The sequence below is a fragment of the Pedobacter cryoconitis genome (assembly GCF_014200605.1).
Taxonomy (GTDB): Bacteria; Bacteroidota; Bacteroidia; order Sphingobacteriales; family Sphingobacteriaceae; genus Pedobacter; species Pedobacter cryoconitis_B.
The window spans coordinates 516,624-541,962 of the sequence record NZ_JACHCE010000003.1 but is presented as its reverse complement, the minus strand read 5'-3'; the positions used below and the strand labels follow the sequence as shown (position 1 = coordinate 541,962).

Sequence of the window (25,339 nt, the reverse complement as noted above, 5' to 3'; positions counted from 1 at the left end):
TCTAATGAAAACAAGAGGATTACAACTGGCATTAATTGCTGCAGTTTCACTGATTGTCTGGCTTAGTTTTAAACTATTCAAACTCGCTCCGCAACCGGCATCTCAGAATGAAACAAGATCCCCGGCACTTATTGATGAAGCAAAAACGGCTGCAAAAATACTGGCAACTGCAGTAGATCAAAAAGGTTATACCAAAGTAACGCTCGAAAGAAAAGCCGCCATCATTGGTGATGGCGACATCAGTAAGCTGCCTATCAGTAAGTCTGTGATGGATAGCTTAAGGCTGGATAACCTGGATAAAACTAAAAAACTGCAGCAGGCTTCCCTGATCAACGCCAACCTGAAGGTTACTGCACAAAGAGCGACCAGTATTATCGATAGTCTTCAAAAGAAGCATTATGTCTATCATGATGATTATTTAACAGCGAGTTTCAGCCTGGATACGACGGGTGGCACTTTTGATATTAATTATCAGATCAAACTGTTAAGGCAGGATTACGCAAAGCGGAAGAACTGGTTTTCTCCCTATGTACAATATACTGATATCCTGAGTCCGGATAAACGGATCTCTATCAATGGCATGCAGTCTTTAACGATTACAGCACCTAAGCCCTCCCGTTTTGGTCTGAGCTTACTGGCCGGCTATTATTACAACCCATTTAAAGGCCAGTTTTCACCTGGACTGGGCCTTGGCCTGTCTTACAACTTAGTAGAATTTTAAACAATAATTAACCCGTCAACATGGCAAAACGTAACAAAGGAACACCTGCGATTAAAGCGCAAAAAGAGACAAATGCCCCAAATGAGGTATTTGTACCGCATCCGGCAGTGGATGTGTATTACCTGACCAGTGATGGCAGCCCATTCTATTTGGAATCAGCTGCACAGGATCATGCTAAAGAGTTAAATAACAAAACAATTCAAAAAATAACAAAAACAAATCAATGAACGGTGTAAAATTCATCAGAGAAAACGGCGGGCTTGCAAGACAGCTTTCAGGCAACGACCACATTAGCGGACTTATTGTTTATGGCGAATCAGACGTGCCAAGAAGATTAGTGTTATCGGCAAGTGAAGTGGAGGAGTTCGCTTTAAATAGTCCGGTACTGGTTTATCATGTACAAGAGTTCTTCAGAATCAATGAAGGCGCAAAATTATATATACAAAGCCGATTGATGGCTGACTGGATGTATACAGAGATTAAAAGTTTACAGAACCTTGCGGAAGGTAATATCAGACAGATTGCGATTTATGATACCTCTTTATCCATGGGAATGATAAATAGTAATGTCTCTAATTTGCAACAGGTTGCCGTAGAACTTAGTAACCAGAATATTCCTTTAAGTATTTTATTGGCAGGACCTCTTATGGAAAATGATATTCCTGCTTTATCTGACCTGCATAATTTGAATGCTGACCGTGTAAGTGTTGTGGTTGGTCAGGATATTGGCGGAAAAGGAGATTATTTATCCAGACGAAACGGCATATACCGTGGTGTTTCCTGTATTGGGGCAGTTTTGGGTGCAGTGTCTAAAGCAAAAGTTCAGGAGTCTATTGGTTGGGTTGAGAAACAAAACCTGGTATCTACTGCTTATCCGAAACCAATTGAAGCAACTACAGAAATGGCGAGAGAGCTTGATGTATTAGGTTTTTCAGACGGAACTAAGATCAGTGATTATACACCTGCACAGCTACAGTCAATTCATGAAAAAGGATACATCTTCGGTACTAAGTACACAGGAATTGCTGGTTCTTATCTGAACGATAGTTTCACCGCAACAAAATTAACCAGTGACTTTGCTTATATCGAAAACAACAGAACAGTTGATAAGGCTATCAGAGAAGTCAACAAAGTGCTTTTACCAAAAGTTTCTGGTCCTGCTTACGTTGATCCGGACACCGGAAAGATCCAGGCTTCAACAGCATCAGCATTAGAATCTATTTGTGATGATGTTTTAGATCAGATGGTAAGAAACGGTGAATTGAGCGGCTATAAAGTTGTCATCAATCCCGATCAGCCGATCCTTAAAACTTCAAAATTAGAAGTCGTATTAAGACTGGTACCAGTAGGCACCTTAAGAGAGATTACAGTAAAAATTGGTTTAACACTTCAAAAATAAAATAAAAATGGGAATCACATTAGAGCCATTAATTAACGGTAGAGAATATGGATGGGCGGATATTATTGTCAATATCGACGCCGTACCATTAACAGGGATCAGGGCCATCAAGTATGAAGAGGTCATGGAAAAGGAAAATATTTATGGTGCAGGCAGAAACCCGGTAAGCCGCGGTTACGGTCGTATTTCAACAACAGCTTCTATTACACTGCTTGCAGGAACTGTATTCGCTTTAAAAGCCGGAGCACCAAAAGGTCAGTTACACCGTGTTGCGCCATTTAGCATTACAGTAAACTATCAGCCTGAAGCAGGCCCGCTGATTACGCATGTATTAAAAAACTGCGAATTCAAAAAGAATGCTTTTGACTGGAAAGAAGGTGATATGAGCAAAGAGGTAGAATTAGAATTAATCGTTTCACACGTAGTAGACAAGAGTATTTAATCATGGAAAACAATGAAAAACTAATCTGCGGACTTAGTGATGCTCAGATTCTGCAACTTAAAGAAAAGCATGGCTTTTTAATTTTAGGAGAAGTAAAACAGGCTGGTACAACTTACCAGGCGATTTTCAGGGAACCGGATTTCAAAACACTGGAAGCTACAGGAGCAGTAGGAGAGAAAAATGCGATTAAAGGTACGATTGCACTTTTTGACAACTGTGTAATTGCTTCGGACGATGCATTGAGTCAGCGCGACTTTTTAAAGTTAAAGGCTGTAGAATGCCTGGCGCAGCATATGAACTCTTTTAATGTGACCGTAAAAAACTTGTAGGCTCGCTTAATGGCGAGCCGGACAATAGCAAAACGGACACCGGAAGGTGGCAGGGCGATGCATTAATCCGCTCAAACTTCAGTGTCGATCCGGAAAGACTGCAGCTTAGTGAATGGGCAAAATTACATGCCCAGGCACAATGGCTGGAGCGCTGGCGACTCGAAAATCAGGCTGAACTATTCAAAGTGATGTTTGGAGCTTAGGGGTATTGTGTCTCAAGCCGATACCCCGGCTTTTAAATCAGATTCAGTGCTGAACAAAAATAATAATTATATCAAATCAACAAAACAATATTCCAACATGGCTGACGGCGGCATTACTTTTCCTATTAATTTCATCACCAATGGCGACCCTGTTTTTGTGAATATAAAAAAAGGGTTAACAGCAATTGATGAAACGATCCAAAAAACGACTAAATCAATTGACGATCTCCAGAATAATTTTCAGAAGGTCTTCTCCTTAACAAAGTTAACATCTGACCTTAATAAGGCTTCAGAGTCATTTAAAAACCTTAAAACTAGTTTCTCCGGTGCTATCCAGGCCGGAAGAGATATCCTTGCGGCGACAAGGGTGCAGCCCGAACAGGCTCAGGGCATTACCGATATCGTAGGCAATTCTGTGGACAGGCTTGGAGCCTTTGCAGGCCAGATGGGTACGGTAACCAGCAATATCGGCGGTGTAATGGGTACAATGAGCGAAGTGTCAGGCAGTATGGGAGAACTGTCTTCCAATATCGGTAACACGATGGGAACTGTAGGCAATCTGATGACAGAGCTGGGTAGTTCTATGGAAAACATGGGTGGTGTTTCCGGAAATATTGGCCGTGTGGTTGGTCACATCGGGGATTATACAAGTACTATTGGTGACACCTTAGGTGGTGTTGGCGAAGTGATGGACACCTTAAGCCAGGGCATGGGTAGTGTAGGCGGACTGGTAGACGGTATTGGCAAGAGTATGGGTGGATTAGGAACAGTGATCAGTACGGTAGGTTCGGGCATAAAAAATATCATTCCTGCTTTAAGCGGAGTGGGAACTGCAATTATGAGCATCCCTGGTATCGGATGGATTATTGCCGCCATCGCCGCTGTTGTGGTAGCTGTTAAATTATTGTGGGATAATTCACAGCGTTTCAGAGAGATCCTCTTCAGCATCTGGGAGGTCGCACAAGCTGTATTTTACAATATTGGCATAGTGGTCAATAGGGTATGGGAGCTGGTTATTAAACCTGTTGCCGCGTTTATCTGGGAAGTTTATTCCGGTGTGTTTATGGCCATTGGAGCATTCATACAAACCGTATGGGAGGGAATCAGCAACGGGCTGCAATGGCTTTGGTCATCTGTAATCCAGCCTGTAGCCATATTTATCTGGGATTTATACACTGGTATTTTTATGGGTATCTGGAATGTGGTTAAATCTGTTTTTACGGCTATCCTTGGTTTTGCCTCTGGTATCTGGACCTGGATTACAAAAACCTTTTCGGGCTTTGCCAAGTGGATCAATGATCTTTTGATTAAACCTATCAGAGAAGCTTTTAGCGGCATTTGGAAATGGGTTTCTGAACTATTCGATGGGATTATGAACAAGATTATGAAACTGATCAAACCTATAAAAGATCTGTGGAATAAGATTTTCTCTTCTGATGGCATGAAAGATCTGAAGGTTGCTGCACAGGAAGGTAAAGAAAAAGGAGCGAAAAGTTTTCAGGACAGTCAGAAAGAAAAAGAAGGGGAATCTAAAAAGGAGAAAAATGCGGCTGGAAAAAATGTCTCTAATGAGACTATGCTCGCACTTTCCAGCTTCAATCTGAAGGCAACACCTGCTTTACCGGCAATGAGCCCGATTGGTGGAGTGGCTGCAACTCAGGTGATGAGTACTGCGGGGCCGGATAAGGCTGGCGCTACTCAAAATACTGGAAACCTGAACATTACTAAGCTGATCGAAAACCTGAATATCTATAATCAAAACGGTACTACAATGAGCAAAGAAAGCATGGTCACCATGGTGAAAGATGCATTGCTTACTGCAGTGGCAGATTTTTCACTTGTAAAAGCACAATAATATGGAGAGTCCAATTAAAATACAATTACCCAACAATAAACAACCGGCGGGCGGGGCTGCGCAAAACCTGACATTTCGCTTTGGTTCTGCTAAACCCTTTCAGGTTATTAGTCAGCCGGGACCGGATTTTAAAATCCTGGATGACCTGGAAGGTGTTTCCTGGCTGACATCCCTGGCCATACAACACGATTCAATTGCGGGATCTTTTACTTTTGAAGAGTGTATTATGTCTTTAAACCTGGAGAAGACGGTTGTTTCTACCCCTTTACAGGGCAGAAACGGAACAATTAAAGAATACGTAACACAAGGTGATTATATCATCACTATGGCAGCTGGTATTACGCAGTATGAGAACAGCAATCTGACACCCGCTTTTACTGAATATCCAACGGATAAAATTAAAGAGCTTAACCGTTATCTGAGCATTAAGGACTCACTTAAAGTACATAGTGAGTTCCTGAATTTCTTCAATATTGAGTCGGTCGTTATTCAAAAATTTTCGCTGAACCAGGAAACACATAGTAATCGTCAGGGGGTATCCATAACGATGCTTTCGGATACCCCTTATGAAATCAAATTAAAACAGGAGAAAGATGTTAAGGTTATGCAGTAAAACTACGATCACTCAGTCTGACGGAGAAAAACTGAGCTGGGAATTTGACGCTCTGGTCAATTGCAGCATTCAAACTGACGTTACTACGCTAACTGATACCTGTGAACTGGAGCTGCCCAAAAAGATCTCGTGGGAAGGCAGCAAAAACAAAAGCGGATTACCTATAAAAAAGGGTGATAAAATAACTATAAGGCTTGGATATGATGATGAGTTGAAACTTCGCTTTTCTGGTCTGATTAAAAGTATAGATACCAAAAATCCCATCAAAATCAGGTGTGAAGATGGGATGTATATCCTTAAACAGAAAAAACCAGAACCAAAGGCCTTCAAATCAGCAAAGCTGAAAGATGTCATGAAACATCTGCTGCAGGGAACAGACTTTGATTTTAAACTAATTGATGATGAGCTGAATATTGGGAATTACCGGGTCTGTAAATCTACAGTTTCTGAAGAATTACAAGAACTCAAAGAAAAATACATGCTGACTGCTTACTTCCGCAATATTGACGGGAAAAGCATTCTGTATGTTGGTTTAACCTATCCATTTGACAACCGGAATAAAGTAAAGTTTATAAACGGGAAAAACATCATCGGTGAAACCTTCGAATACCGGGATAATAGTGAAGTCAAGGCGAAAGTTGTCGCAGTTTCTTTCAATGAAAAGCATGTAGAGACCAGGGTCGAGATAGGGGATAAAGAAGTCGGAGAGATTATTCAGATCCGTATTGACGGGTTAACGGAACCAGAACTCAGAAAATATGCTCAACAGTCACTGGACACCTATAAAGAGGATGGGCTTAAGGGCAGTTTCGAAGCTTTTGGAGAACCTCTGGTCAATACCTGTGACATGATCGAGATCTATCCTGCAGAAGGTGCAGGTGGAACTTATCTGGTTAAAAAGAATGAGATAAAATTTGGAATCAGCGGTTACCGGCAGAAAATTGAATTGGGGCAACCCATAAATATTAACAAAACCAAGGCATAGACATGAAAGAATTAATACAGGCACTCGCCCGGACGGGCGATGAAATATACGCCAAAATAGGTAGAGTGGTTGCTGTTGAGCTCAAAGGAATGACCTGCGATGTACAGCCTATCGATGGCTCTTCAAAGATCCTTGGAGTTCATTTGCAGACCGACAGTGATCACGGGGGCTTTCTTTTAATTCCAAAGGATAAGAGCCTGGTTTCGGTCATATTTATCAATAAGGAGACTGCTGTACTGGCTAATTCGGGTGAGCTGACCAGTGCCACCTTTCAGATCGAAAAAACAAAATTCGAAATGACCAGTGAAGGTTTCCTGCTTCAAAAGGAGCAGGAAACCTTAAAAAAACTTATGCTCGATTTACTGGCAGCGATTAAGTTAATGACGTTCACAACCAATATGGGACCGACTATCAAGCTGATCAACGAAGCCCAGTTTACAGCCATTGAAAACAGATTTAAAAGCTTTTTAAAATGAGTTTAGACCAGCAAAGATTAAAACAGAAAATTAAGACTGCTATCCAGGCCGAGCAGGCAGAAGAACAGAATGCAAATACGTCTTTAGATCGTCTTTCTGAAGCTATATCACAAGCTGTAATTGCCGAAATCAAAGCCCTAAAGATAAATTATACCAGTGGTCTGGTCAGTCCGAACGGTCCGGTAACAGGAACTTTAAACATGACAATAGAATAAGATGAAAGACATTTTAGTAAAAGATGATGATTTGCTGATTATCAAAGGTGACTTTTTAACCGAAGAATCCGATGCGCAGCATGTAGAGCATCTCTTGAAAAGTAAACAGGGTGAATGGAAGGAGAACCCACATGTAGGGATCGATATCAGTCAGGCACATTATGGCGTCATAGATCGCTTTTTGTACCGGAATATCCGTGTTCAGCTTGAAGCAGATGGTTTTATAGTTAAACAATTGGCTATTAATGAAAATGGCGTAGATCTAAACGGAGCATATGAAGGAATATAGAATTTATGAGCAGCAGTCCTGGTGGGATATTTCCATGCATGAATATGGAACTGCTGAATTCGCTACTGACCTGGCAGTATTTAACAATTCGAGCCCGGTAGAAAATTTGGTAGCAGGCAGATTAATATTCCTGCCCGATTACAAACCCGAAAAACTGGTATTGCTCAGCATGAAAAATATCCCGGCGACCGGATTTGACAAGCTTGGAGAAGGAGCAGTAAATAAACCCCAGGGAATAGACTACTGGGCAATCAGTTACGATTTTATAGTAAGTTAATTATGGCAAGAAGCATAGAACAAATACAAGCAGAAATTATACAGGCTAAAGAAGCCGATTCCGATTTGGATGTATTGAACAGTACAAGTAAAGTAGCCATATGGCGTTTGATAACCTTTGTTATCGCTGCTGCTATTTCTACACTCGAAAAGCTGTTTGACCTGCATAAAAATGAGACAGATCTTAAAATCTCACTGTTAAAACCGCATACAGCAAGATGGTACCGCGAGAAAACAAAGGCCTTTCAGTATGGCTTTCCATTGGTTCGTGATGCAGACTATTATGACAATAGTAAAGTGGCAGCGGATCTGGTTGAAAATAGTAAGATTATCAAATATGCTGCGGTAACAGAAGCAGAGGAAGACAGCCGGCTGATCGTTAAAATCGCTACAGAAACGGCGGGGAAATTAGGGCCAATTTCTGCGGCACAAAAAGAAAGTTTTGAAGCCTATCTGTCCGAAATCAGAGATGCCGGAGTAAGAACAAATGTAATCAATTTTCCTGCGGACAAACTTTTTCTGAACATGCGGATTTTCCGTGACCCGTTGCTCATAGACGCAGAAGGGAATAGTATTCTGAACGGGGGCCGGCCGATAGAAGAAACGCTTAAACAGTATCTCAAAGAAATGCCTTTCAATGGTGAGTTGGTCCTTGCCTCACTGGTAGACCGCTTGCAGTTGCTGCCTGGTGTAAAGATACCTCATATTGACAGTGCACAAAGCAGCTGGATTGATGGAGATGGGAAATCTAACAATTACGGCACACCACGCGAAATTAATGTACGTGAGATTCCGGTATCGGGATATTTCGAGATCGCAAACTTTAACGGGATAAAATATGTGGTATAAAATAGACTTTAAAAAGCTGGTGGTTCTGGTACTGCCTACTTTTCTGAGACAAAATCTGACAGTAAGTTATGTACAGGCATTGGTTACACCGATTTCTATGTTATATCAGCTTTGGTATGCTAAGAGGGATGATAACCTTTATAAACTAGCTCACAACGGGCAGGTTTGCTATCTGAGAAAAGCACTGAATGATATGTTCGATACGGAGTTAAGGCGTATCTATATTGATAACGGCAACCGGTTTAAAAGGACTTATATCTACACACAGGCCGAAAGTCAGCCCCGCTATCTGAAGCGGCTGTTTCTGCAGCCAAGTTCAAGCTTTGCCGATACAGGTTCTGATTTTAAGGTGATCATCCCCGCAGAACTGAATACACAAGCAAACTACTACCAATTAAACGCACTGATTGATTTTTATAAACTAGCAAGTAAACGATATACAATAGAGACGATATGAACAACATAGATTTTCAACAAACCGGAGGATTTCCACTTGAAACCGATACTTTAAACTTCATGCAGACCAGTTATGCTTCTCTGCAATCTATAACCGCCCTGGGTGGCAGTAATTACATTCTGTCTGGTTGTATAACTTCAGGCAGTACAGTTACTGATGGTTATGTCGTTCTGGGTGGCGAACTGCTGCCTTTCAGAGGTGGATTATTACAGAGCAATATTGTGATCAGAGAAGATACGCAAGCCCGTCCATTCGAAAATGGGCAAAATAGAAATGTATTCTTTACACGTTATGCGCAATTCGGTACTGGTACAGGTGCAGTTGTCTGGGCAAGTCTGCCCCGTCTGATGGATTTGCAGACTGTGACCACAGAGATTGCTAACAAAGCACTTACTGTAGATCTTACAGCACTGAGAAACGAAGTGGAAACGCTTAAAAAAATAGCTGCCCCTTTTTCTTTGGGTGGTGGTATGGTCTTATTCAAAAAACCTTTTGTTGAAATTCCTGTAGGTTGGTCTGAAGTAAAAGAATGGCGTGGGCGATTACCAATGGGCTGGAACCCTGATGACTTTAATTTTAACACAGTTGGACTCAACGGAGGAGCAAAAACACATACTTTAAATGAATCACAATTACCTATATTATCTAACAACAGAGCCGGTCTTCAGCGTCAGTCAAACTGGGGTGAAAGTGTAACGATCAGTAAGGTCGACAGTATAAACTCCGGGACAGAACCAGATTTGATCAATCATGTGGGCTGGCCAGGATCTGCTGCTGAGATTAACCATCTGAATCCTTACCGTATTGTGATGTTCATTGAATACACAGGAGGATAAGATGGCAAAACAAACTTTATATGCGATAAAAAACTGGTTTAAGACTGGTTTAAAACCAAGTCAGCAGCAATTTTGGGATACCTGGGATTCATTCTGGCATAAAGATGAGATTATTCCTGCTGCAAATATTGAAAATCTGGATAAACGTCTGGATGAGAAAGCAGATCAGCAGGCTTTTGCCGGACATTTGACAGATCCTCTGGCCCATCAGGCTCTTTTAGCGTCAAAAGCGAACTTGAATCACACACATACAATCGCTCAGGTTGAGGGATTACAATTATTGTTGAATAGCAAAACAAGCAGAGAAGAGGTTTTAAGCTGGATTGATGACTATGATCTTGATATAAAAGATGGAGTTCCTGAGGATGGTAATACTTTCATGAAATTGTATCAGAAAATTGCTGGTAGTTTCAAAGAGATTACTGTTGCAGATCTTACCGCAAGAGATGCATATAATATTTCTGGTTTACCAATGAATGTCTTTGTGCTCAATGATGGTGACGGACGCTGGGCACTTTATAAAGCGACTACAACCGGGACAAATGCAGTTTATATTAAAATAAGTGATCCGGATTTACTGAATGCCGCGATGTCGGCCAGTCAGATTAAGACTGCTTATGAAAGTAACCCTGATACTAATGCTTTCACTAATGTTTTACTCAGTAAGCTGAACAGTTTGCAAAATGTAACTCTTGCCAGTGATGCAGAAGTTCAGCTAACTGCGGCTGTTACGGAGGATAGTAAAGTGGTGAGCAGATTAAAGTTATTTAACTGGTGGGCCTGGATCAAAACACAAGCCCAGGTCATCACTAAACCCTGGACTTTCAACTCTGGAATTATATTAGGAGCAGGAACGACGACGACACCTCCACTGGTTATTCCAGGAGGTTCGCTGACGTCTGCTTTACAAAACGGGGCTATAGAAAGAGATGCGAATGGTGTGTTGTGGAATACTTTTGGAAGTGTAAGAAATCCATTATTGAGTATAGCTACAGTCAGTAGTTTACCGGCGACTGTTCCTGCAGCGCTAACTTTTGTGTATCTCAGCAGTGATAAATGTATTTATTACTCAGATGGTACACGCTGGCAGCTATTGGTGAGATCCTCGGTGCCTGTTGGTGGGAATACGACAAATCTGATCAAGACGATCAGGCAGGTTACTACAGATGAATATACGGCACTTCCAGCTTCTGAAAAGAATGCAGACACTTTATATATTTCGAAAGGATCACCTTATAACGTAATTACTATACCTCCACCCCCGGCACCGGTTATTATCAATATAGGAGACCTGGATCTGACAGATAAAATGACAATAGAATATGGAAGGTTTTATGACTGTCCTGCGAATTATTCACTGCCAAATGGGTTGTTTTTTCAATTTACTCAATGGCATCAGGACAAAAAACAAGATGTTATTGTTCAGATATTCCATTTAAATGATGATAGTACGGAGAGTAAGGTTGCAGAATATATTGGAAGAGGTGTTAATAACTGGTACTTCGGAGAAAAACCGGGAATAAAAATTATCAAGTATATAATTAACCCCTTGGGGGTTAAAAGTATGAATGTGGGAATTGAATTTTATTATTCATTGCAAACTCCGAAACCATCGAACTTTGAATTAAATAAAGGTTTTATTAATTTTTTTAAAAACCTACAGTCACTAATTCTTGCAGTCAATGGAAGTTTCGTAGTAAACTCTGGGGTTCTGGATTGTTCAGAATTAAAAGAGCTGGTAAATATTGGAGATTATAGCCCTTTGATTCTAGACCCGAAAAGTCCTCCTGATGGTGATAACCTATTTATGAGCACAATCTCACTTCATCCGGTTGCCAGAATACAATCATTTATTATTCTGCTTAGTGGTGGTTTTCCAGATGATGAACCTGGTAAAAAGGGACAATGGGCAGGGAGATTCTCTAAAATCCCTGAAAACTTAGCCGATATAACCGTACTTCAATTGGATTATACAAATATAAGTTCGGCTGAAATGGATAGAATGTTAATTGACCTCGATAAGGCGGGAAGGTTTAATGGACGCCTGCTAATTGAGAATAATTACAATGGAACTTACCTGAATCCAGTTAAAAGAACTTCTGCGTCTAATGCGTCTAAAGTATCCTTACTTCAAAAAGGATGGAGTATTCAATTGCCTGAATAAGCTAACGTAATATTTCAACCTCAAAAATTAAAATACTATCAAAAAACTATGGCAAAACAAACTTTAAATGTAATAAAAAACTGGTTTAAAACTGGTTTAAAACCCAGTCAGTTGCAATTTTGGGATACCTGGGATTCCTTCTGGCATAAAGATGAAATTATTCCTGCTGCGAATATCGAAAACCTTGATAAGCGTTTTGATGAGAAAGCCGATCAGCAGGCTTTTGCGGGGCACCTGAAAGATGTTTCAGCACACGGAATTAATAATAAAGTAGATAAAGAAGCGGGTAAAGGTTTATCTGCCAATGACTATACAGATATTGAAAAGCAAAAATTAGCAAGACTTTACAATTTCGACGATACTGATATGCAGGAACAGATTGATGTTATCAATCAAAAAAATACTGCACAGGATGTCGAAATTGAAGTTGTTAAAGATTTAGCCCTGACTATAAATAGCAAAGAGAACATTATTGCTATAGGTACTAAAAATCAATATTTCCGGGGTGATAAAACCTGGCAAACACTGGATAAAACAGCCATTGGATTAGGTAATCTCCCAACCTATTTGAGTAATTATGGTGCCTTGAAAGCGGGACTGTCTTTGGGGGATTTTTATAGTATAACAGATGTTTTTGGTAACTATATGCTGGCTGTAACTTCAGCTGAAACTTCTCCACCCCTTATTCTTACTTTAAATATTCCGTCAGATAATTACAAATTGGATCTTGGTACTGAAATATATAGTTATAACGGGATGGAAAACATTTTGGATTATGGAGATGGATATTCGCAAAAGAGTAATAACATTGGGGTAGTATTTGAACATACTTATCTTAAAGCAGGCATCTATAAGATCGCATTAATATTGGCAGATTATTCAAATGTTACGGTAGCTTATATAAGGGAGAGTACTATAACTAAAATGGAAAATTTATCTAAGCTAAATAGTTTGACTTTTCTAAGTATAACAAGTGGTAATCTGGGCTATTTTAACACTGAGCTTCCATCTAATCTATCACGTTTTTATTTAGGCGGTATAGAGAACAAGGATAAAAATAACGAAATAATAACAGGGATTGAGATAGATATTTTTAGAAAAAATACTGACTCATACTTTGATCTTGAGATTTCTTATACAGCGCTGGCAGATATTAATTTTAAAGTTGGATTCCCAGGCAGTTTGAAATCAGCAAATTTTAGTTATAATAAGAGCCTGACCCATATTGACTTAGATATTTTTAAGAATTGTACAAATCTTACAAAAATAGAATTGAATGACAATGGAAACCTGTTTGTTGTTAAGTCTGTTTCTAGTTTGCCAAAAGGACTTAAAGAGCTCCATTTGCAAGGAAACAAGTTGACTTACGTTACGGTGAATAATATCTTAATCGATTTAGACAAAATTGAATTCACTGCGCTTACTGTCACCTTAAATAATCAAAACCAGCCGGCAGTGCCAACGGGAGACGGCTTAATTGCCAAAAATAATCTGATTGCAAAGGGCTTTTCTATTATTACTGATTAGTAAGTAATCAGGATTTTGGGATATGGAATCACATATCTGACTTTAGCTTACCTCATGAAATTATAAAATGTCAAAACAAACTTTAAATACCATAAAAAGCTGGTTTAATACGGGTTTTAAACCACTACAGCAGCAATTCTGGGATACCTTTGATTCTTTCTGGCATAAGGATGAAATTATTCCTGCGGCAAATATTGAAAATCTGGAAATCCGTTTTGGTGAAAAAGCAGATAACGATTCCTTAACCCGTCATATACACGATCTTAGCGCGCATGGCCTGGATCGGAAGGCCGGTCTGGGAAATCAGAATAACTTCCTTGTGGAGAACACATTTTTGCAAAAGATCAGAGCACCAGAAATAAACACTGATTCTGGTCTTGATTTTAACCTGGATAAGAAAGGTCAGGTCGGTGTTAAAGGTTTTTCCGGGAAGTTATCTTTTGATACAACGGACGGAACATTATCGTTCTCTAATACACCGTCTGCTCAGCAAGCCTCAACTGACCCTTCTTTCTCTGGTTCAACGGTTAAGATCACCCAAACTGGTGACCTTTATACACCAGGAACGCTAAATGCTGCGGGACTATCATTAAATGCAAATTTTCATCAGCATATTAAGCCGGCGATAGCCTCCAGCTCTGAAGATACGATACTCTTTTTACCCAAAGAGGATGGGACGCTGTCCAGAAAGGAAGATATACCAGTAGTCAGTGGCGGAAATAACATAACTATTACTGGTAGTGGTTTAAATCTGGTAATCAATGCGGCAGGTGGCGGTGGTGAGGATACCTCCCTGATTACAACAGTAACCTATGAAGAACTGAAAGGGTTGATTCAAACGAAAAGCCTGATACCCGGTAAAGAATATCAGATTTCAGATTTCCAGAGCACCTTTGTTTATGGAGAACATTCTGTAAATGGGCTTTCTGAAGGTTTGGTTTATGGGTCGGTAGTTTATTCAGGGCCAATAGAACCATTAATTGTAATGGCGATAACCCCTGTTAAGTTTTACTCCGTTGCCAGATCTGCTGAATATCCAGAGGATGAAATTATTTATACTACGGAGAATTTATTTGGAGGTATATTATCCTCTACAAAAGGTACTATACTTCGAAGGACTGATACCGGGTTAAAAAACACTGCCAATTTTGATTATAGAAGAACAAAATTCAGAACTAATAAAGGAGAGCCTAAAAATGCCTTAAACCTGGTGTCAAACTGTACAATAAACGCATCAGGTTTTTATGGTTCAATCATGCCAGTAATAATCGGTCGTATGAAAAACTCTGAGCTGTTCTCTATTAATGGAGATATTATGTCTTCACTAATAGATTCATATTTGAATATGGATATGTGCAGGATTCATTCCAGCAGAATGGATGTATACAAATGTTATGTAAAAGGAGCTGTGTTTTCCAGCTACATAAATTTTGTTGGTGGGGCTACACTTAATTCTATCTGTGCCAGAATAGGACATGTTAATACTCCTATTCAGAATGTAATGCTTATAATTAATAGATATGGTACTTCTTGTATTGTAGGCACGAAGGATTATTATGGATTATATATGCAGGAGAATGATGCTGCAGGAGTGAGAATATCAAACAGATTAAACTAAAAATATCAATCATAAATAAAGCTGCTTTATGGCAGGCACACCATATAAGATTAAAAAAATGGCAAAACAAACTTTAAATATTATAAAAAACTGGTTTAGAACTGGTTTAAAGCCCTCTCAGCAACAATTCTGGGATACATGGGATTCTTTTTGGCATAAAGATGCTATGATACCATCAGGGAATATTGAGAACCTGGATAAACGCTTTGATGAGAAAGCAGATGCTGAAGCGCTAAATAGTCATATGCGGGATCTTACTGCGCATGGACTTGGCTTGAAAGCCGGCTTAGGAGATCAGAATATATTTACTGCGGCGAATACATTTACGCATAAGATCAGAACGCCGGAAGTGTTAACTGATACAGGGATAAATTTCAATATTGATCTGCAAAATAAAGTGTCTGCCAGAGGGTTTGCAGGAAAAATAGCATTTGGTTTGGAGGATGGAAATATTTCATTTTCAAGTACGTCTGGTGTTCAGGATGCTTCGGCTGATCCTTCTTTTATTGGTTCACAGTTCAGGGTCGGCGTCAAAGGGGATACTGATATTGCGGGTGTCTTAAGTACTGCTGCAGTATCCTTCAATACAACCGAAGATTTTCATCAGTATATCAGACCTGCTAAGGCAACAATTAGCGCAGATACGCAGCTTTTTTTACCTGATTTAAGCGGGACTTTAGCTAGAATAGAAGATATCCCTGTGATTACTGCGGGAAATAATATTACGATTACAGGAACACTTTTAAATCCTGTCATCAATGCTTCTGGCAGTAGTAATGGGAGCGCTACTCTTATTTCTGTCACTTATAATGAGCTAAATGTATTACTGAATGAGAAAAATCTTGTACCAGGACAACTGTATCTGCTCACGGATTTTCAAAGTACTTTTGTTTATGGTATACATGATATGAATGACGTTGATGAGTATTTATCTTATGGATCGGCATCCTATTCTGGTGATATAGAACCTTTAATTATAAAAGCACTGAAAAAAGATAGGTTATCTGCAATAGTGAAATCGACAGTCTATGAAAATGATGAGGTTTGCTATACTATACAAAATCTAAATAAGGGGATATTAGCCTCTACCAAAGGCACGATTCTTAGAAGGACGGATAAACGTTTTAATAATACTGCTAATTTTGACTATAGAGTTACCAAATATATTACCAATAATGGAGTGCCCAAAACTGCTTTAAATTTGATAAGAAATTGTAAAATTGAGATAAACGGTAGTTATAACGAGGTTCTTCCTTTAGTTATTGGTGAAATGTCCGATTCAGAATTTTTCTCGTCCGAAAGTAATATTATGATGAGATTAACAAATTCAAAGATAAGTATGGTAGGAGGAGCTATTATGTCAAGCAGGGTCTCTGTTAATAGTTGTGAGATTAATGGGTCATTACTTTTGGTATCTAAATATTATAGCAATGGACTATCCTTAAACTATATCTACGCATACACAGGGGTTAGTTATAAATATCTCTATGATGCTACGATCGTTAAATATTTAGCAAATAAGAGCACTCCTTCTTATGTTGCGTATAATGAGGAAGTCTTTTATCTTCAGAACAATGTCTCAGAAGGTCCGGTAACCAATACAATATTACCACGTCATTATGATTCTTAACATTGCCACCACAAATTCCAGTATGTCTTTGCAAAGGCATACCGGATTGTTCCAAATGCTGAAAAGCCATGCAGTTCCTTACCGGATGTACACTACGGAAGTAACACCATTAAAATTTGACAGTCTGTACAACACCGCTAAAAAGATAATTCAGGATCATATAGAAGATCCTTATGTGATCTTTGCTGAAGATGATCTGGTTTTAACCGAAGCCTTTAGTATAGAAAAAATGGAAACCTATATTGATCTGGCTGCGGGATTAAACCTGGATGTGCTGGCTACGGGGGCGCTACTAAGCTATGAAGAAGTTGCTGTTACTGATAGTATGTTAAAAATAGGAGGGTTCAGGGGGACGCAGTTAATCGTAATTTTCAAGTCAGCTTACCAGATTTTACTGGATTCGCCGACCTACAACCATTTTGAAGATACGATCAGCAAGTGCCAGCCGAAATTGCAGATTGGACTGACCTTTCCTTTCCTCAGCAAACAGCGGGAAGATGTGCCTTCTATGATTGTAGCTAAAAACCATAATTATCTCTTCCATGAAAATGAAGAACAAATCAAAAGACGTTTAAATTTGTAATCTTTATAAAGCGATTTACATAGCGTATTAGAAATAAAGAGGTCATAAAACGCTATTTTTGAAGAAATTCGTAAGAAAGAGCTATGCCGGAGAAAAATGATTTACTTAAAACGGAACCAAAAAACAGATTATTGACTGAGCGTAAGCTTATTGATGCTGTAGGGGAAATTATCCGGTCAAAAGGGTATACGGGATTAGGCGTAAACGCAATTGCCAAAAGTGCAGATGTGAGCAAAAAACTGATCTATCGCTATTTTGGAACTGTAGACGCCCTGATAGAAACTTATCTGGTAGAAAGAGATTATTGGGTTACTTTCTCTAAAAAGGTAAGTGATGCCACTGCTGCGGTTAATAAAAAACAAACCATGATTGAGTTTGTATCAGGTATTTTTGAAAACCAGTTTGATTTCTTTTTCAATGAGGACGAAATGCAGCGTATCATTCTTTGGGAGATCTCGGAAAAGAGTAATATTTTAAATGATCTGAGTAAAAAAAGGGAAACTATGGGAGAGGAGCTTTTAAAGTTAACTGATCCTTATTTTAAAGATTCAGACATCAATTTCAGAGCAATTTCGGCAATTATTGTCTGTGGAATTTACTATTCAGTACTACATACTAAAAAAAATACAAGCACACTGTGCGGCCTTGATTTGAATACTGAATCGGGGAGGGAAGAGATGACGAAAGCTGTCAGAAAAATAGTGGAGCTCTGTTTTGGAAGCAAAAAAAAGAAAGCCGTTTAAACAAATTCAGAATAAATACCTCATGGCTAAACACACCTAAAGCCATGAGGTATAAAATTAATGTTGGTAAGAACGATTTCTAATCTTATAAAGATTCACACAATACAAAGTTAATTTACATTAATTCCCTAAGTGGTGACATACATAAAAAAAACTAAAATTGTTTTTGCACTGAAAGTGTTGTTAAATGCTTGATAATTAATTGTTTAATTCTAAACTGGTAACATGAGTGGATAAAATTATCTGATAAAAAAGATCATAATCCATAATTGGACGTCAAAAATCATTCAATTATCAGCAGGAATCCCTGCCCTTTTTTAACAGGTATTTCTTCATCAGCAGAAAAAGTCCTTGCGGTCTGAAAGTTCTGAATGGCTGGTGCGGTCAGGCTTGCTTTTTTCGGATCAATACCTAAGTTTTTCCAGTCAATCACTAGTTTTATCTTTGTATCTTCTTTTGCCCAGCTTGCTATAGCGACCAGTGCTTTCTTATCCTTTAAATAAACAGTAGCTAAAATATCATGCTGTGCTATTTTAACCGGGTTGTTTTTTACCCAGTAACCAATCATCCTGCTGCCCTGAATACCAAAACTATCCCAGATCTTCCAGATTGGACGCGGGTCAGCATTGTCAGACCAGGGCATACGGTTGGTCATGCCATAAACCATGCCCCTCCATGGGTTTCCGCCCCCTTCAAGCATTTCGCCCATTAGTCCAAATGGGATCCCTGAAACTTCTGTCAGGTAAAAATCCTGAGTATTGTTCTGATAATCGAAGTTTTCTCCAAACCATAACCTGTTTAAATAAGGAAAATGGTCCATGTATAAATTGGCACTGTTATTAAAACCATCGCGTTTATTATATTGATTAGCAGAATGCAGATCAATAATTCCGGGATGACCATTTTGAGTCAGCACCCTTTTAATCCGCTTCATGGTTGTCCTGTCATAAGCCACATCATCCAGATATATGCCGTCAATACCCACATTTTTTACCAGCCAGCTCATGCCTTCTACATAATAATTATGCCAGCGGCTCATTCCGCTATTGATAATCGCTGCATCTTTCACTTCTGGTACATACCAGGCAGCAATATAATCTGCATTCAAATGTTCCTGTAGCCAGGCATAACCACCACCTTTACCTTGTGAAAATACTTCATGCCCCAGGCTTCTTAATGGCGCAAGCTCATAAGCACTATTGGAAACTTCACGTACGGTATTATAAATTTTTACTTTCAGGCCCAGGTGATGCGCCGAATCTATATAACTCTTCATCGCGTTATGCGCGATAAAAGGATAATTGATATAAGGGTTAATCGCAGTTCCATGATGAATATTAATCACAGTTGCCCCGGTAGCCTTAATAGTATCTGCATTATTATATTTATGATAATATCTTGTTGCCCATTGATCTTCAGTATGGAGCGCATGGAATGGCGTGATCATCAGGTTAAAATTATAATACAGTGTATCGCCGGTTTTCATTGCTCTTGCACCACTATAATTAGTAACAGAAGTATTTAAAGCATTCTGCAGGATATCAATTCCGCCCTTATCGTGGTTTCCCCAGGAGGATGGCAATAAGAGCGGTTTGTCCAGATAGAAGTTTGTATTTAATGGGCGGGTGTAGTGTTCATCTTTTAATGAAAAACGTAAACCAGCATTTACAGTTCCGATCCATGCCCCATCCTGATTTTTATGGGCAACATCCCATTTCCATTTATAATCGGCTGGTATTTTTCCCCCTTTCAGATTCAGTCCCATCATATATTCCGCAACTTCTTTTTTGAAGGGGATGACCATTCTGATATCCTTAAAACTAACATCTTTCAACGCAATAAGTTTAACGGAGTAATTGACAAATCCATCAAATTCCAGACTTCCCTTAACCTCCATACGTAGTTTGGGCGATGTATTTACAGCTGTCCATACTGCTTCACCGGGTTCAATCTGCCTGATGTCAGGCTTACCAGTCTTCCAGCGGAGATTTGAACCATCAGTTTCTTCAGCAATCAGTGCAAAAGGAGAGTAGAGTAAAGGGCGGGAACGCTGATCGGTCGCTGTCATCTCTTCTGTGAAAAAAGATTCGATCTGTGCAGGCATACCGTCATTGCCAAGCGTCATTTTTCTACCTAATAAACTGATCGTATTTCCGTTTATCTTTAAAGGGGTATAGGGTTTGATCAATTCATTTTTCTGTCCCAGAGAAGAATTCAGCCAGGTTAAACGGGTCTGTTTCCAGGGTTCATTCACTCCGCCGTTTAGTGCCTTTTCCGGGCCTATGACTAATTCGATTTGTACAGGAATTGCTGTAATCCCATCGGCCATCACAGTTACCATTCCGCTATAGACAGCAGGTTTTATGTTTTCGGGGATATCCAGCAGACACCATAAAGCCTGAATTTTATCCTTTTTAATGTCTATCTGTTTCTTAAGCACGCTATTATCCCAGTTTATGCCATCGGTATTCAGACAAGACAACAGTTTCGAATCAATGATATCACCACCGGTACTTTTTAAATCGGTAAATTTCAAGCTTACATTGTGCAGCTCTTTGGAGAAAGCATACAAGCCCAACTGGAAGCTGTAATGTTCGCCACGGCTGGCCGTATCTGTGAATTTCCCGGAGGTTCCTTTGAAAATCCATCGCTGAGGAAGGTCTCTCTCCATCTTTATAGGATGTAACCTGTCTTCAGGAAATACCAGGTAAGGCTGATCTTTGTTTTTCGAGATCAGGTTTTCTACTTCTTTTGCAGTGGCGATAACTTCCATTGGATAAAAGCTGTTTAACTGATTAAAAGATTCCAGGTAATCAACTTTGGCTGCAATTGCCTGCTTATTTATTTTGCTTGTCCATGCAGCAGCTGCACGGTCCGAAGGTTTTTTATAAATAGCAGTCGGGTAATTTGAACCGGGTTGAACATGAAAAGGCAGGTAATAAATATAATAGGTTCCTGCACCCGAAACAGGTTCAAAATATACCGTTCCTGTCTCCCGTGAAATAGCTTCTGTTTTGATGTTGAATATGCGTTTGTTTGAACGGGCATCAACGACAATGATTTCTTTATTTGCAGGATTATCTTTCCTTCGCCAGTCAATTACAGCCTTTGCTACTGTACCTGCAGATGGAACAAAAATAACGGCGCGGTGATTTCCTAATGAATCTGCATCCCAGCTACTTTTGCCCGATACATATTTTAATTGCTGTGCATGCGTTTGTGCGCAATTTATGCTGAAAAATAAAGCGGTCAAAAGGACTGCTTTTGATAGAAGTTTTGCTTTGGTTAATCTGAACATGACCTTCGGTTAGGGATATTTGCCCGTGATGAAGGTATTCATTTTTATTGCTAAAGACCTGAAAACAACCCTGATTTGACCCTGAAAATTAACGCAAACGTTTGATTAGTATTGGAATCGGGCAATAAGCTGTTGATTTTTAACCATGTGCTGTTCTGCTATCTGAAGGGGCTTCTTTACGGTCAAACATCCCATAATCTCTTACAACAGTAGCGATCCTTAAGTGATAATCCTTAAAAACAGAATCATGGCCTTTTGATTGTGCTTCACGATGCATTTCGATATTCCTCCACTGCATAATGGCTTTTTCATCCTCCCAAAAAGAAAGAGATAGAATCTTGTCAGGATGTACCAGGCTTTGGAATCTTTCAATAGAAATAAACCCCTGAATAGTTGACAAAACAGGATTAAGACTGGCGGCTATGGCAAGGTAGTCTGTCATTTTACCTTCTTCTGGTATGACTTCGAAAATTACTGCGATCATTTGAATGATTTTAAATGGTGATAAATAGATTTTTAACCAATCTGACATTTAACAATGGTTCATAATTTATAGCTTGTTCCGGCATTTGGATTCGGTGATATAAGAGCTTAAAGGTCTCAGCAGTCAGCTCTGTCATTAAATGTTTAGCCAGACACTGATGATGACCCGCGCCAAAAGTAAGGTGTTCGTGGTTATTAGCTCTTAAGGGGTTATAAGTTGATGAAGATTCAAATATTTGAGGGTCAAGATTGGCTGCTGCCAGTACTATTGTAATCATTTCTCCCTTTTTTATAACCTGATTACCTATCAGGATATCTCTTCCGGCAATCCTTTTAGTAAGATGTACCGGTGGGTCGAAACGTAAAGTTTCAGTGATTACCTGTTTGAAATAGTCTTCTGTTCTGTTTCCCGGCAGAGGATGATGATTGCGGATCAGCTGAATCAGGGTATTCGTTAATAAACCTCTCCCTGCATCATAACTTTGAATCAGCAGGCCTATCAGATTAGAAATCAGTAACTCTGTCCATTCGTCATTTTCTGTAAGATGTCTGGTTGTATCCGTATTGGAGAAGTGTTTTTGTACTAAGATGAACAGGGTATCAGTGAGCTCATTCAGCAATATAATTTCGGCTGCTGTTTTTTGTACAGACATGATTTTAACCAATGCTGAGAGGTGATTAATGATATATAAACAATCATCATGTCCAAAATTTAAGCTTTTTAAGATATAAAGCGCAGGTAATTTTTTGCCTATAGTATTAACCCAGTCTATACTGTTATTTGTTGTACCCGCTTTGAGCAGGGTGCTAAGAATATCATGAACAGAAACAGGTTGTATTTGGTTATAAATCTGCATGGCAGCCTGTCTTGACTTTTTATGCTGTTCAAAATTATTTAAACGGGCTAGTTGCCTGGTTAGTTTTAAGGTATTTTGATTCAGACCGGTATGGCCGGTTTTAATTTCAGGGATGAGTGCATCCTGATGAAGCATTATTTCTCTGGCTTGCCGATAAGCATATATATTCCAGCCCTGTTGTGCTGAAACGTAATGAACAGGATGTTCTTTAAGGTGCTTTAAATAAAAAGTATGAGGGTCTGTAGTATGCCAATCTATGATAAGTCCTGTTTCCATTTGGTTATTTGCTTCACCAAAATTAACGAACCTGAAAAGTTAATACTTCAGTTTGAAATGAAGTATGGGGCTGAAATAGAATAAAGAAATAATTGCTGATAAGTAATTGAGCAAAGAAAAACGGGTTTGTTCCTCTTTGCTCAATCTAAAAATTACTTGAATAGTTCTTGCATATCCCTGTCGGCAGTAGGGATTTTTTTCAGGAAGTCATCAAAACCTGTTCCTTCATGAGAACTATACATGCCATAGGCATCAATAATATAGCCGATCTGACCGTCTTTGTCTTCTAACAAATAAAGCACAGAATTATCTCCAGGATCTGAGTCACCTTCAAAACGATAAGTTTTTATGATAGTCAGATCTTCGGGTATATATATTTTGTGCAGACCGACACCCTGCATTTTGCCATGATCGGTCATCTTTATTTCGTTATCTAACCCTTTTTGCCTCAATTTTTCTAAAATCTGGCTAAGTGTGTTCATTTCAGCTGGTTGTTCCATAATAAAGATTCTTTTGCTTATTAAACAAAGCCCTCTTTAAATGGTTTTGTTTTTATTTAGCGTAGCCGTATTTTTTCATCAGGGAAAGTAATACACCATTTGTCCATCCAAATCCATCCTGAGAAGCATATTCTCCTCCTCCGGCTTTCAAGTCAAGATCAACAACATTGTATTTCTCCATCAATTTTCCTGTTCTTTTATAAACATTAGTATTTAAATTAATCCAGCGTACAGCCACATGTTTTTCCAGCTCATGAAAGCCATAATTACCTAATCCATTGATAGCCATCCATTGCAGTGGAGCCCATCCGTTAGGGGCATCCCATTGCTGATGTGTATTGAGCGGAGTAGAAACCAATCCTCCCGGTTTCAGGAATTTTTGCTGTAAAACGTTTTTAACCAGGTTTGCCTGTTTTAAACTGGCCAGCTTAAAGTACAATGGATACATACCGGCAAGACTTAATACCGGGGACTGTTTTTTGGTTTTTATATTATAATCAGTAAACCAGGACTGCTGCGGGGACCAGAAATATTTCAGCATACTGATCTTTCTTTTTAAAGCTAAAGACTCAAAGTACTTCTGCTTTTCGGTATTATGTTTAAGTGCATAACATTTCTGAATGGTTAGTTCCAGATTATATAACAGGCAGTTTAAATCTACAGGAACTATTTGTGTGGTTTCAATGGTGTTTAAATGCATTCCGTCAGCCAGCCATCTGCTGCTAAAATCCCATCCGCTTTCTGCTGCTGACCTGATATCACGATAGATTTCAGGATTTTTCGACCCGGCCTGTCTGCCAATCAATACATCTTCTTTATAGGATTCTTGTCTTGGTGTATTTAGCTGGTCGTAATACCGGTTTAATTTACTTCCATCAGGCATGATAACCACATGTTTAGTCGGCGCTGACTGATCCATCCAGTAAGCATATTCTTTTTCCAATGCTGGTAAATAAGTTGAATATACCTGATCTCCTTTGATTTGAGCAAGAAGTTCCACCATCAGTGAGAAATATGGGGGCTGCGATCTGCTGAGATAATAATTTCTGTTCCCGTTCGGAATATGTCCGTTCTGCTTAATCAGGTATGCGAAATTCTTTACCATATTTTCAATAGTTTCGTTTTCTCCGGATACCTGAAGGCCTAACATGGTAAAGTAGCTGTCCCAATAGTAAATCTCCCTGAAACGGCCTCCCGGTACAATATATGGAGCAGGCAGGTCTAACAGTGAGCTATTGGCGATCTTATTTGCTGGCTTACGGCGCAAGGCTTCCCAAAGTTGGTTGATATGCGCTGCGACTGGTTTATTCCCGGTGATCACAATAGTAGTATTGGTATCAGGAAGGATGAAATTGGCTTTTACAAAGTCCAGCGTGCTAAACTTATCCTTTGCATTTTTCAGCTTCATATAATCTTCCAGAATTTTAGCAGGATCTCTTTTAGGGATGCAATCAACAAATGTTTTACCGTCCTTAAGCACGTTTTGCATTTGTACATCAATAAATAATTGTCCGTATAACTGATCAGGTGTTTTGGTCTGGGCATGAACATTTCCAAATTGAAGCCCTATAAACAGGATAAATATAAATCTGCGTATCATAATCTTTTATTATTGACTAATGATACGATTTATTCCGGGATTTTGCATTTTTTAAACAGAATAACAGCTGGAGAACGGAGGTAGAAGAGGTCGTATTGTCTAGGTTATGAGTCCA

At 39.3% G+C, this 25,339-nt stretch carries 26 protein-coding genes; 21 read left to right on the top strand and 5 right to left on the bottom strand.

The window, feature by feature from the left end:
* The first annotated feature begins 4 nt into the window (after positions 1 to 4).
* The 21 genes from HDE68_RS13045 to HDE68_RS12945 all read left to right on the top strand — a co-directional run bounded on the left by HDE68_RS13045 (position 5) and on the right by HDE68_RS12945 (position 18,210).
* Entirely contained in the window at positions 5 to 721 is a 717-nt protein-coding gene (locus HDE68_RS13045; protein WP_183882585.1) for a hypothetical protein, read from the top strand.
* 20 nt (positions 722 to 741) lie between these two features.
* A complete protein-coding gene (locus HDE68_RS13040; protein ID WP_183882583.1) occupies positions 742 to 948 on the top strand; it encodes a hypothetical protein in 207 nt (68 codons plus the stop codon).
* Positions 945 to 2,120 carry a DUF2586 family protein gene (locus HDE68_RS13035; protein WP_183882581.1) on the top strand — a complete coding sequence of 392 codons (1,176 nt, stop codon included), beginning with the start codon at positions 945 to 947 and terminating at the stop codon, positions 2,118 to 2,120. Before HDE68_RS13040 ends, HDE68_RS13035 begins: the two co-directional genes overlap by 4 nt.
* Before the next feature lie 7 nt (positions 2,121 to 2,127).
* Positions 2,128 to 2,562: a hypothetical protein gene (locus tag HDE68_RS13030; protein WP_183882579.1), complete on the top strand. Its 435-nt coding sequence runs from the start codon at positions 2,128 to 2,130 to the stop codon at positions 2,560 to 2,562.
* A 2-nt stretch (positions 2,563 to 2,564) separates the two neighbouring features.
* Positions 2,565 to 2,891 carry a hypothetical protein gene (locus HDE68_RS13025; protein ID WP_183882577.1) on the top strand — a complete coding sequence of 109 codons (327 nt, stop codon included), beginning with the start codon at positions 2,565 to 2,567 and terminating at the stop codon, positions 2,889 to 2,891.
* 249 nt (positions 2,892 to 3,140) lie between these two features.
* Positions 3,141 to 4,949 (top strand): hypothetical protein, encoded by a 1,809-nt coding sequence (locus HDE68_RS13020; RefSeq protein WP_183882575.1) that lies wholly within the window; start codon positions 3,141 to 3,143, stop codon positions 4,947 to 4,949.
* A 1-nt stretch (position 4,950) separates the two neighbouring features.
* Complete coding sequence (locus HDE68_RS13015; RefSeq protein ID WP_183882573.1) at positions 4,951 to 5,562, top strand: DUF6046 domain-containing protein; 612 nt, start codon at positions 4,951 to 4,953, stop codon at positions 5,560 to 5,562.
* A complete protein-coding gene (locus HDE68_RS13010) occupies positions 5,543 to 6,547 on the top strand; it encodes a hypothetical protein (protein WP_183882571.1) in 1,005 nt (334 codons plus the stop codon). Before HDE68_RS13015 ends, HDE68_RS13010 begins: the two co-directional genes overlap by 20 nt.
* 2 nt (positions 6,548 to 6,549) lie before the next feature.
* Positions 6,550 to 7,023 carry a hypothetical protein gene (locus HDE68_RS13005; RefSeq protein ID WP_183882569.1) on the top strand — a complete coding sequence of 158 codons (474 nt, stop codon included), beginning with the start codon at positions 6,550 to 6,552 and terminating at the stop codon, positions 7,021 to 7,023.
* Complete coding sequence (locus HDE68_RS13000) at positions 7,020 to 7,238, top strand: hypothetical protein (RefSeq protein WP_183882567.1); 219 nt, start codon at positions 7,020 to 7,022, stop codon at positions 7,236 to 7,238. Before HDE68_RS13005 ends, HDE68_RS13000 begins: the two co-directional genes overlap by 4 nt.
* Position 7,239: 1 nt before the next feature.
* Positions 7,240 to 7,527 (top strand): hypothetical protein, encoded by a 288-nt coding sequence (locus tag HDE68_RS12995; RefSeq protein ID WP_183882565.1) that lies wholly within the window; start codon positions 7,240 to 7,242, stop codon positions 7,525 to 7,527.
* Positions 7,514 to 7,804: a hypothetical protein gene (locus HDE68_RS12990; protein WP_183882563.1), complete on the top strand. Its 291-nt coding sequence runs from the start codon at positions 7,514 to 7,516 to the stop codon at positions 7,802 to 7,804. The genes HDE68_RS12995 and HDE68_RS12990 overlap by 14 nt, the downstream gene beginning before the upstream one ends.
* 2 nt (positions 7,805 to 7,806) lie before the next feature.
* Entirely contained in the window at positions 7,807 to 8,652 is an 846-nt protein-coding gene (locus tag HDE68_RS12985; protein WP_183882561.1) for a nucleotidyltransferase, read from the top strand.
* The gene (locus HDE68_RS12980) at positions 8,642 to 9,109 is read left to right on the top strand and encodes a hypothetical protein (protein ID WP_183882559.1); all 468 of its coding nucleotides are present in this window, start codon (positions 8,642 to 8,644) and stop codon (positions 9,107 to 9,109) included. The genes HDE68_RS12985 and HDE68_RS12980 overlap by 11 nt, the downstream gene beginning before the upstream one ends.
* On the top strand, positions 9,106 to 9,945 hold the full coding sequence (locus HDE68_RS12975) for a hypothetical protein (protein WP_183882557.1): 840 nt from the start codon (positions 9,106 to 9,108) through the stop codon (positions 9,943 to 9,945). Before HDE68_RS12980 ends, HDE68_RS12975 begins: the two co-directional genes overlap by 4 nt.
* A 1-nt stretch (position 9,946) precedes the next feature.
* A complete protein-coding gene (locus HDE68_RS12970; RefSeq protein ID WP_183882555.1) occupies positions 9,947 to 12,109 on the top strand; it encodes a hypothetical protein in 2,163 nt (720 codons plus the stop codon).
* Positions 12,110 to 12,157: 48 nt separating this feature from the next.
* On the top strand, positions 12,158 to 13,636 hold the full coding sequence (locus HDE68_RS12965) for a hypothetical protein (RefSeq protein ID WP_183882553.1): 1,479 nt from the start codon (positions 12,158 to 12,160) through the stop codon (positions 13,634 to 13,636).
* Between the two features lie 67 nt (positions 13,637 to 13,703).
* Positions 13,704 to 15,254 carry a hypothetical protein gene (locus tag HDE68_RS12960; RefSeq protein ID WP_183882550.1) on the top strand — a complete coding sequence of 517 codons (1,551 nt, stop codon included), beginning with the start codon at positions 13,704 to 13,706 and terminating at the stop codon, positions 15,252 to 15,254.
* Positions 15,255 to 15,312: 58 nt separating this feature from the next.
* Positions 15,313 to 16,884 (top strand): hypothetical protein, encoded by a 1,572-nt coding sequence (locus HDE68_RS12955; RefSeq protein WP_183882548.1) that lies wholly within the window; start codon positions 15,313 to 15,315, stop codon positions 16,882 to 16,884.
* Positions 16,874 to 17,467: a hypothetical protein gene (locus HDE68_RS12950; protein ID WP_183882546.1), complete on the top strand. Its 594-nt coding sequence runs from the start codon at positions 16,874 to 16,876 to the stop codon at positions 17,465 to 17,467. Before HDE68_RS12955 ends, HDE68_RS12950 begins: the two co-directional genes overlap by 11 nt.
* 83 nt (positions 17,468 to 17,550) lie before the next feature.
* Positions 17,551 to 18,210: a TetR/AcrR family transcriptional regulator gene (locus tag HDE68_RS12945; protein ID WP_183882544.1), complete on the top strand. Its 660-nt coding sequence runs from the start codon at positions 17,551 to 17,553 to the stop codon at positions 18,208 to 18,210.
* A gap of 283 nt (positions 18,211 to 18,493) precedes the next feature.
* On the opposite strand, the gene HDE68_RS12940 is transcribed toward HDE68_RS12945, so the two are convergent.
* The 5 genes from HDE68_RS12940 to treF all read right to left on the bottom strand — a co-directional run bounded on the left by HDE68_RS12940 (position 18,494) and on the right by treF (position 25,224).
* Positions 18,494 to 21,508 carry a glycoside hydrolase domain-containing protein gene (locus tag HDE68_RS12940; protein ID WP_221300721.1) on the bottom strand — a complete coding sequence of 1,005 codons (3,015 nt, stop codon included), beginning with the start codon at positions 21,506 to 21,508 and terminating at the stop codon, positions 18,494 to 18,496.
* 139 nt (positions 21,509 to 21,647) lie between these two features.
* A complete protein-coding gene (locus HDE68_RS12935) occupies positions 21,648 to 21,992 on the bottom strand; it encodes an antibiotic biosynthesis monooxygenase family protein (protein WP_183882542.1) in 345 nt (114 codons plus the stop codon).
* Between the two features lie 10 nt (positions 21,993 to 22,002).
* Positions 22,003 to 23,124 (bottom strand): cytochrome P450, encoded by a 1,122-nt coding sequence (locus tag HDE68_RS12930; protein WP_183882540.1) that lies wholly within the window; start codon positions 23,122 to 23,124, stop codon positions 22,003 to 22,005.
* A gap of 152 nt (positions 23,125 to 23,276) precedes the next feature.
* Positions 23,277 to 23,624: a hypothetical protein gene (locus HDE68_RS12925; RefSeq protein ID WP_183882538.1), complete on the bottom strand. Its 348-nt coding sequence runs from the start codon at positions 23,622 to 23,624 to the stop codon at positions 23,277 to 23,279.
* Positions 23,625 to 23,676: 52 nt separating this feature from the next.
* Positions 23,677 to 25,224, bottom strand: a complete 1,548-nt coding sequence (gene treF / locus HDE68_RS12920; RefSeq protein WP_183882536.1) for an alpha,alpha-trehalase TreF — start codon at positions 25,222 to 25,224, stop codon at positions 23,677 to 23,679.
* Between the last annotated feature and the right edge of the window lie 115 nt (positions 25,225 to 25,339).

Bases quoted from the DNA above. Each gene is read 5' to 3' on its own strand.
- HDE68_RS12960 (WP_183882550.1), top strand. From the start codon at position 13,704: ATGTCAAAACAAACTTTAAATACCATAAAAAGCTGGTTTAATACGGGT.
- HDE68_RS12930 (WP_183882540.1), bottom strand. From the start codon at position 23,124: ATGGAAACAGGACTTATCATAGATTGGCATACTACAGACCCTCATACT.
- HDE68_RS12980 (WP_183882559.1), top strand. From the start codon at position 8,642: ATGTGGTATAAAATAGACTTTAAAAAGCTGGTGGTTCTGGTACTGCCT.
- HDE68_RS12925 (WP_183882538.1), bottom strand. From the start codon at position 23,624: ATGGAACAACCAGCTGAAATGAACACACTTAGCCAGATTTTAGAAAAA.
- HDE68_RS13005 (WP_183882569.1), top strand. From the start codon at position 6,550: ATGAAAGAATTAATACAGGCACTCGCCCGGACGGGCGATGAAATATAC.
- HDE68_RS12990 (WP_183882563.1), top strand. From the start codon at position 7,514: ATGAAGGAATATAGAATTTATGAGCAGCAGTCCTGGTGGGATATTTCC.
- HDE68_RS12940 (WP_221300721.1), bottom strand. From the start codon at position 21,508: ATGTTCAGATTAACCAAAGCAAAACTTCTATCAAAAGCAGTCCTTTTG.
- HDE68_RS13000 (WP_183882567.1), top strand. From the start codon at position 7,020: ATGAGTTTAGACCAGCAAAGATTAAAACAGAAAATTAAGACTGCTATC.
- HDE68_RS12985 (WP_183882561.1), top strand. From the start codon at position 7,807: ATGGCAAGAAGCATAGAACAAATACAAGCAGAAATTATACAGGCTAAA.
- HDE68_RS12995 (WP_183882565.1), top strand. From the start codon at position 7,240: ATGAAAGACATTTTAGTAAAAGATGATGATTTGCTGATTATCAAAGGT.
- HDE68_RS13025 (WP_183882577.1), top strand. From the start codon at position 2,565: ATGGAAAACAATGAAAAACTAATCTGCGGACTTAGTGATGCTCAGATT.
- treF (WP_183882536.1), bottom strand. From the start codon at position 25,224: ATGATACGCAGATTTATATTTATCCTGTTTATAGGGCTTCAATTTGGA.
- HDE68_RS12945 (WP_183882544.1), top strand. From the start codon at position 17,551: ATGCCGGAGAAAAATGATTTACTTAAAACGGAACCAAAAAACAGATTA.
- HDE68_RS12955 (WP_183882548.1), top strand. From the start codon at position 15,313: ATGGCAAAACAAACTTTAAATATTATAAAAAACTGGTTTAGAACTGGT.
- HDE68_RS13015 (WP_183882573.1), top strand. From the start codon at position 4,951: ATGGAGAGTCCAATTAAAATACAATTACCCAACAATAAACAACCGGCG.
- HDE68_RS13010 (WP_183882571.1), top strand. From the start codon at position 5,543: ATGTTAAGGTTATGCAGTAAAACTACGATCACTCAGTCTGACGGAGAA.
- HDE68_RS13040 (WP_183882583.1), top strand. From the start codon at position 742: ATGGCAAAACGTAACAAAGGAACACCTGCGATTAAAGCGCAAAAAGAG.
- HDE68_RS12950 (WP_183882546.1), top strand. From the start codon at position 16,874: ATGATTCTTAACATTGCCACCACAAATTCCAGTATGTCTTTGCAAAGG.
- HDE68_RS13030 (WP_183882579.1), top strand. From the start codon at position 2,128: ATGGGAATCACATTAGAGCCATTAATTAACGGTAGAGAATATGGATGG.
- HDE68_RS12970 (WP_183882555.1), top strand. From the start codon at position 9,947: ATGGCAAAACAAACTTTATATGCGATAAAAAACTGGTTTAAGACTGGT.
- HDE68_RS13045 (WP_183882585.1), top strand. From the start codon at position 5: ATGAAAACAAGAGGATTACAACTGGCATTAATTGCTGCAGTTTCACTG.
- HDE68_RS12935 (WP_183882542.1), bottom strand. From the start codon at position 21,992: ATGATCGCAGTAATTTTCGAAGTCATACCAGAAGAAGGTAAAATGACA.
- HDE68_RS13035 (WP_183882581.1), top strand. From the start codon at position 945: ATGAACGGTGTAAAATTCATCAGAGAAAACGGCGGGCTTGCAAGACAG.
- HDE68_RS12965 (WP_183882553.1), top strand. From the start codon at position 12,158: ATGGCAAAACAAACTTTAAATGTAATAAAAAACTGGTTTAAAACTGGT.
- HDE68_RS12975 (WP_183882557.1), top strand. From the start codon at position 9,106: ATGAACAACATAGATTTTCAACAAACCGGAGGATTTCCACTTGAAACC.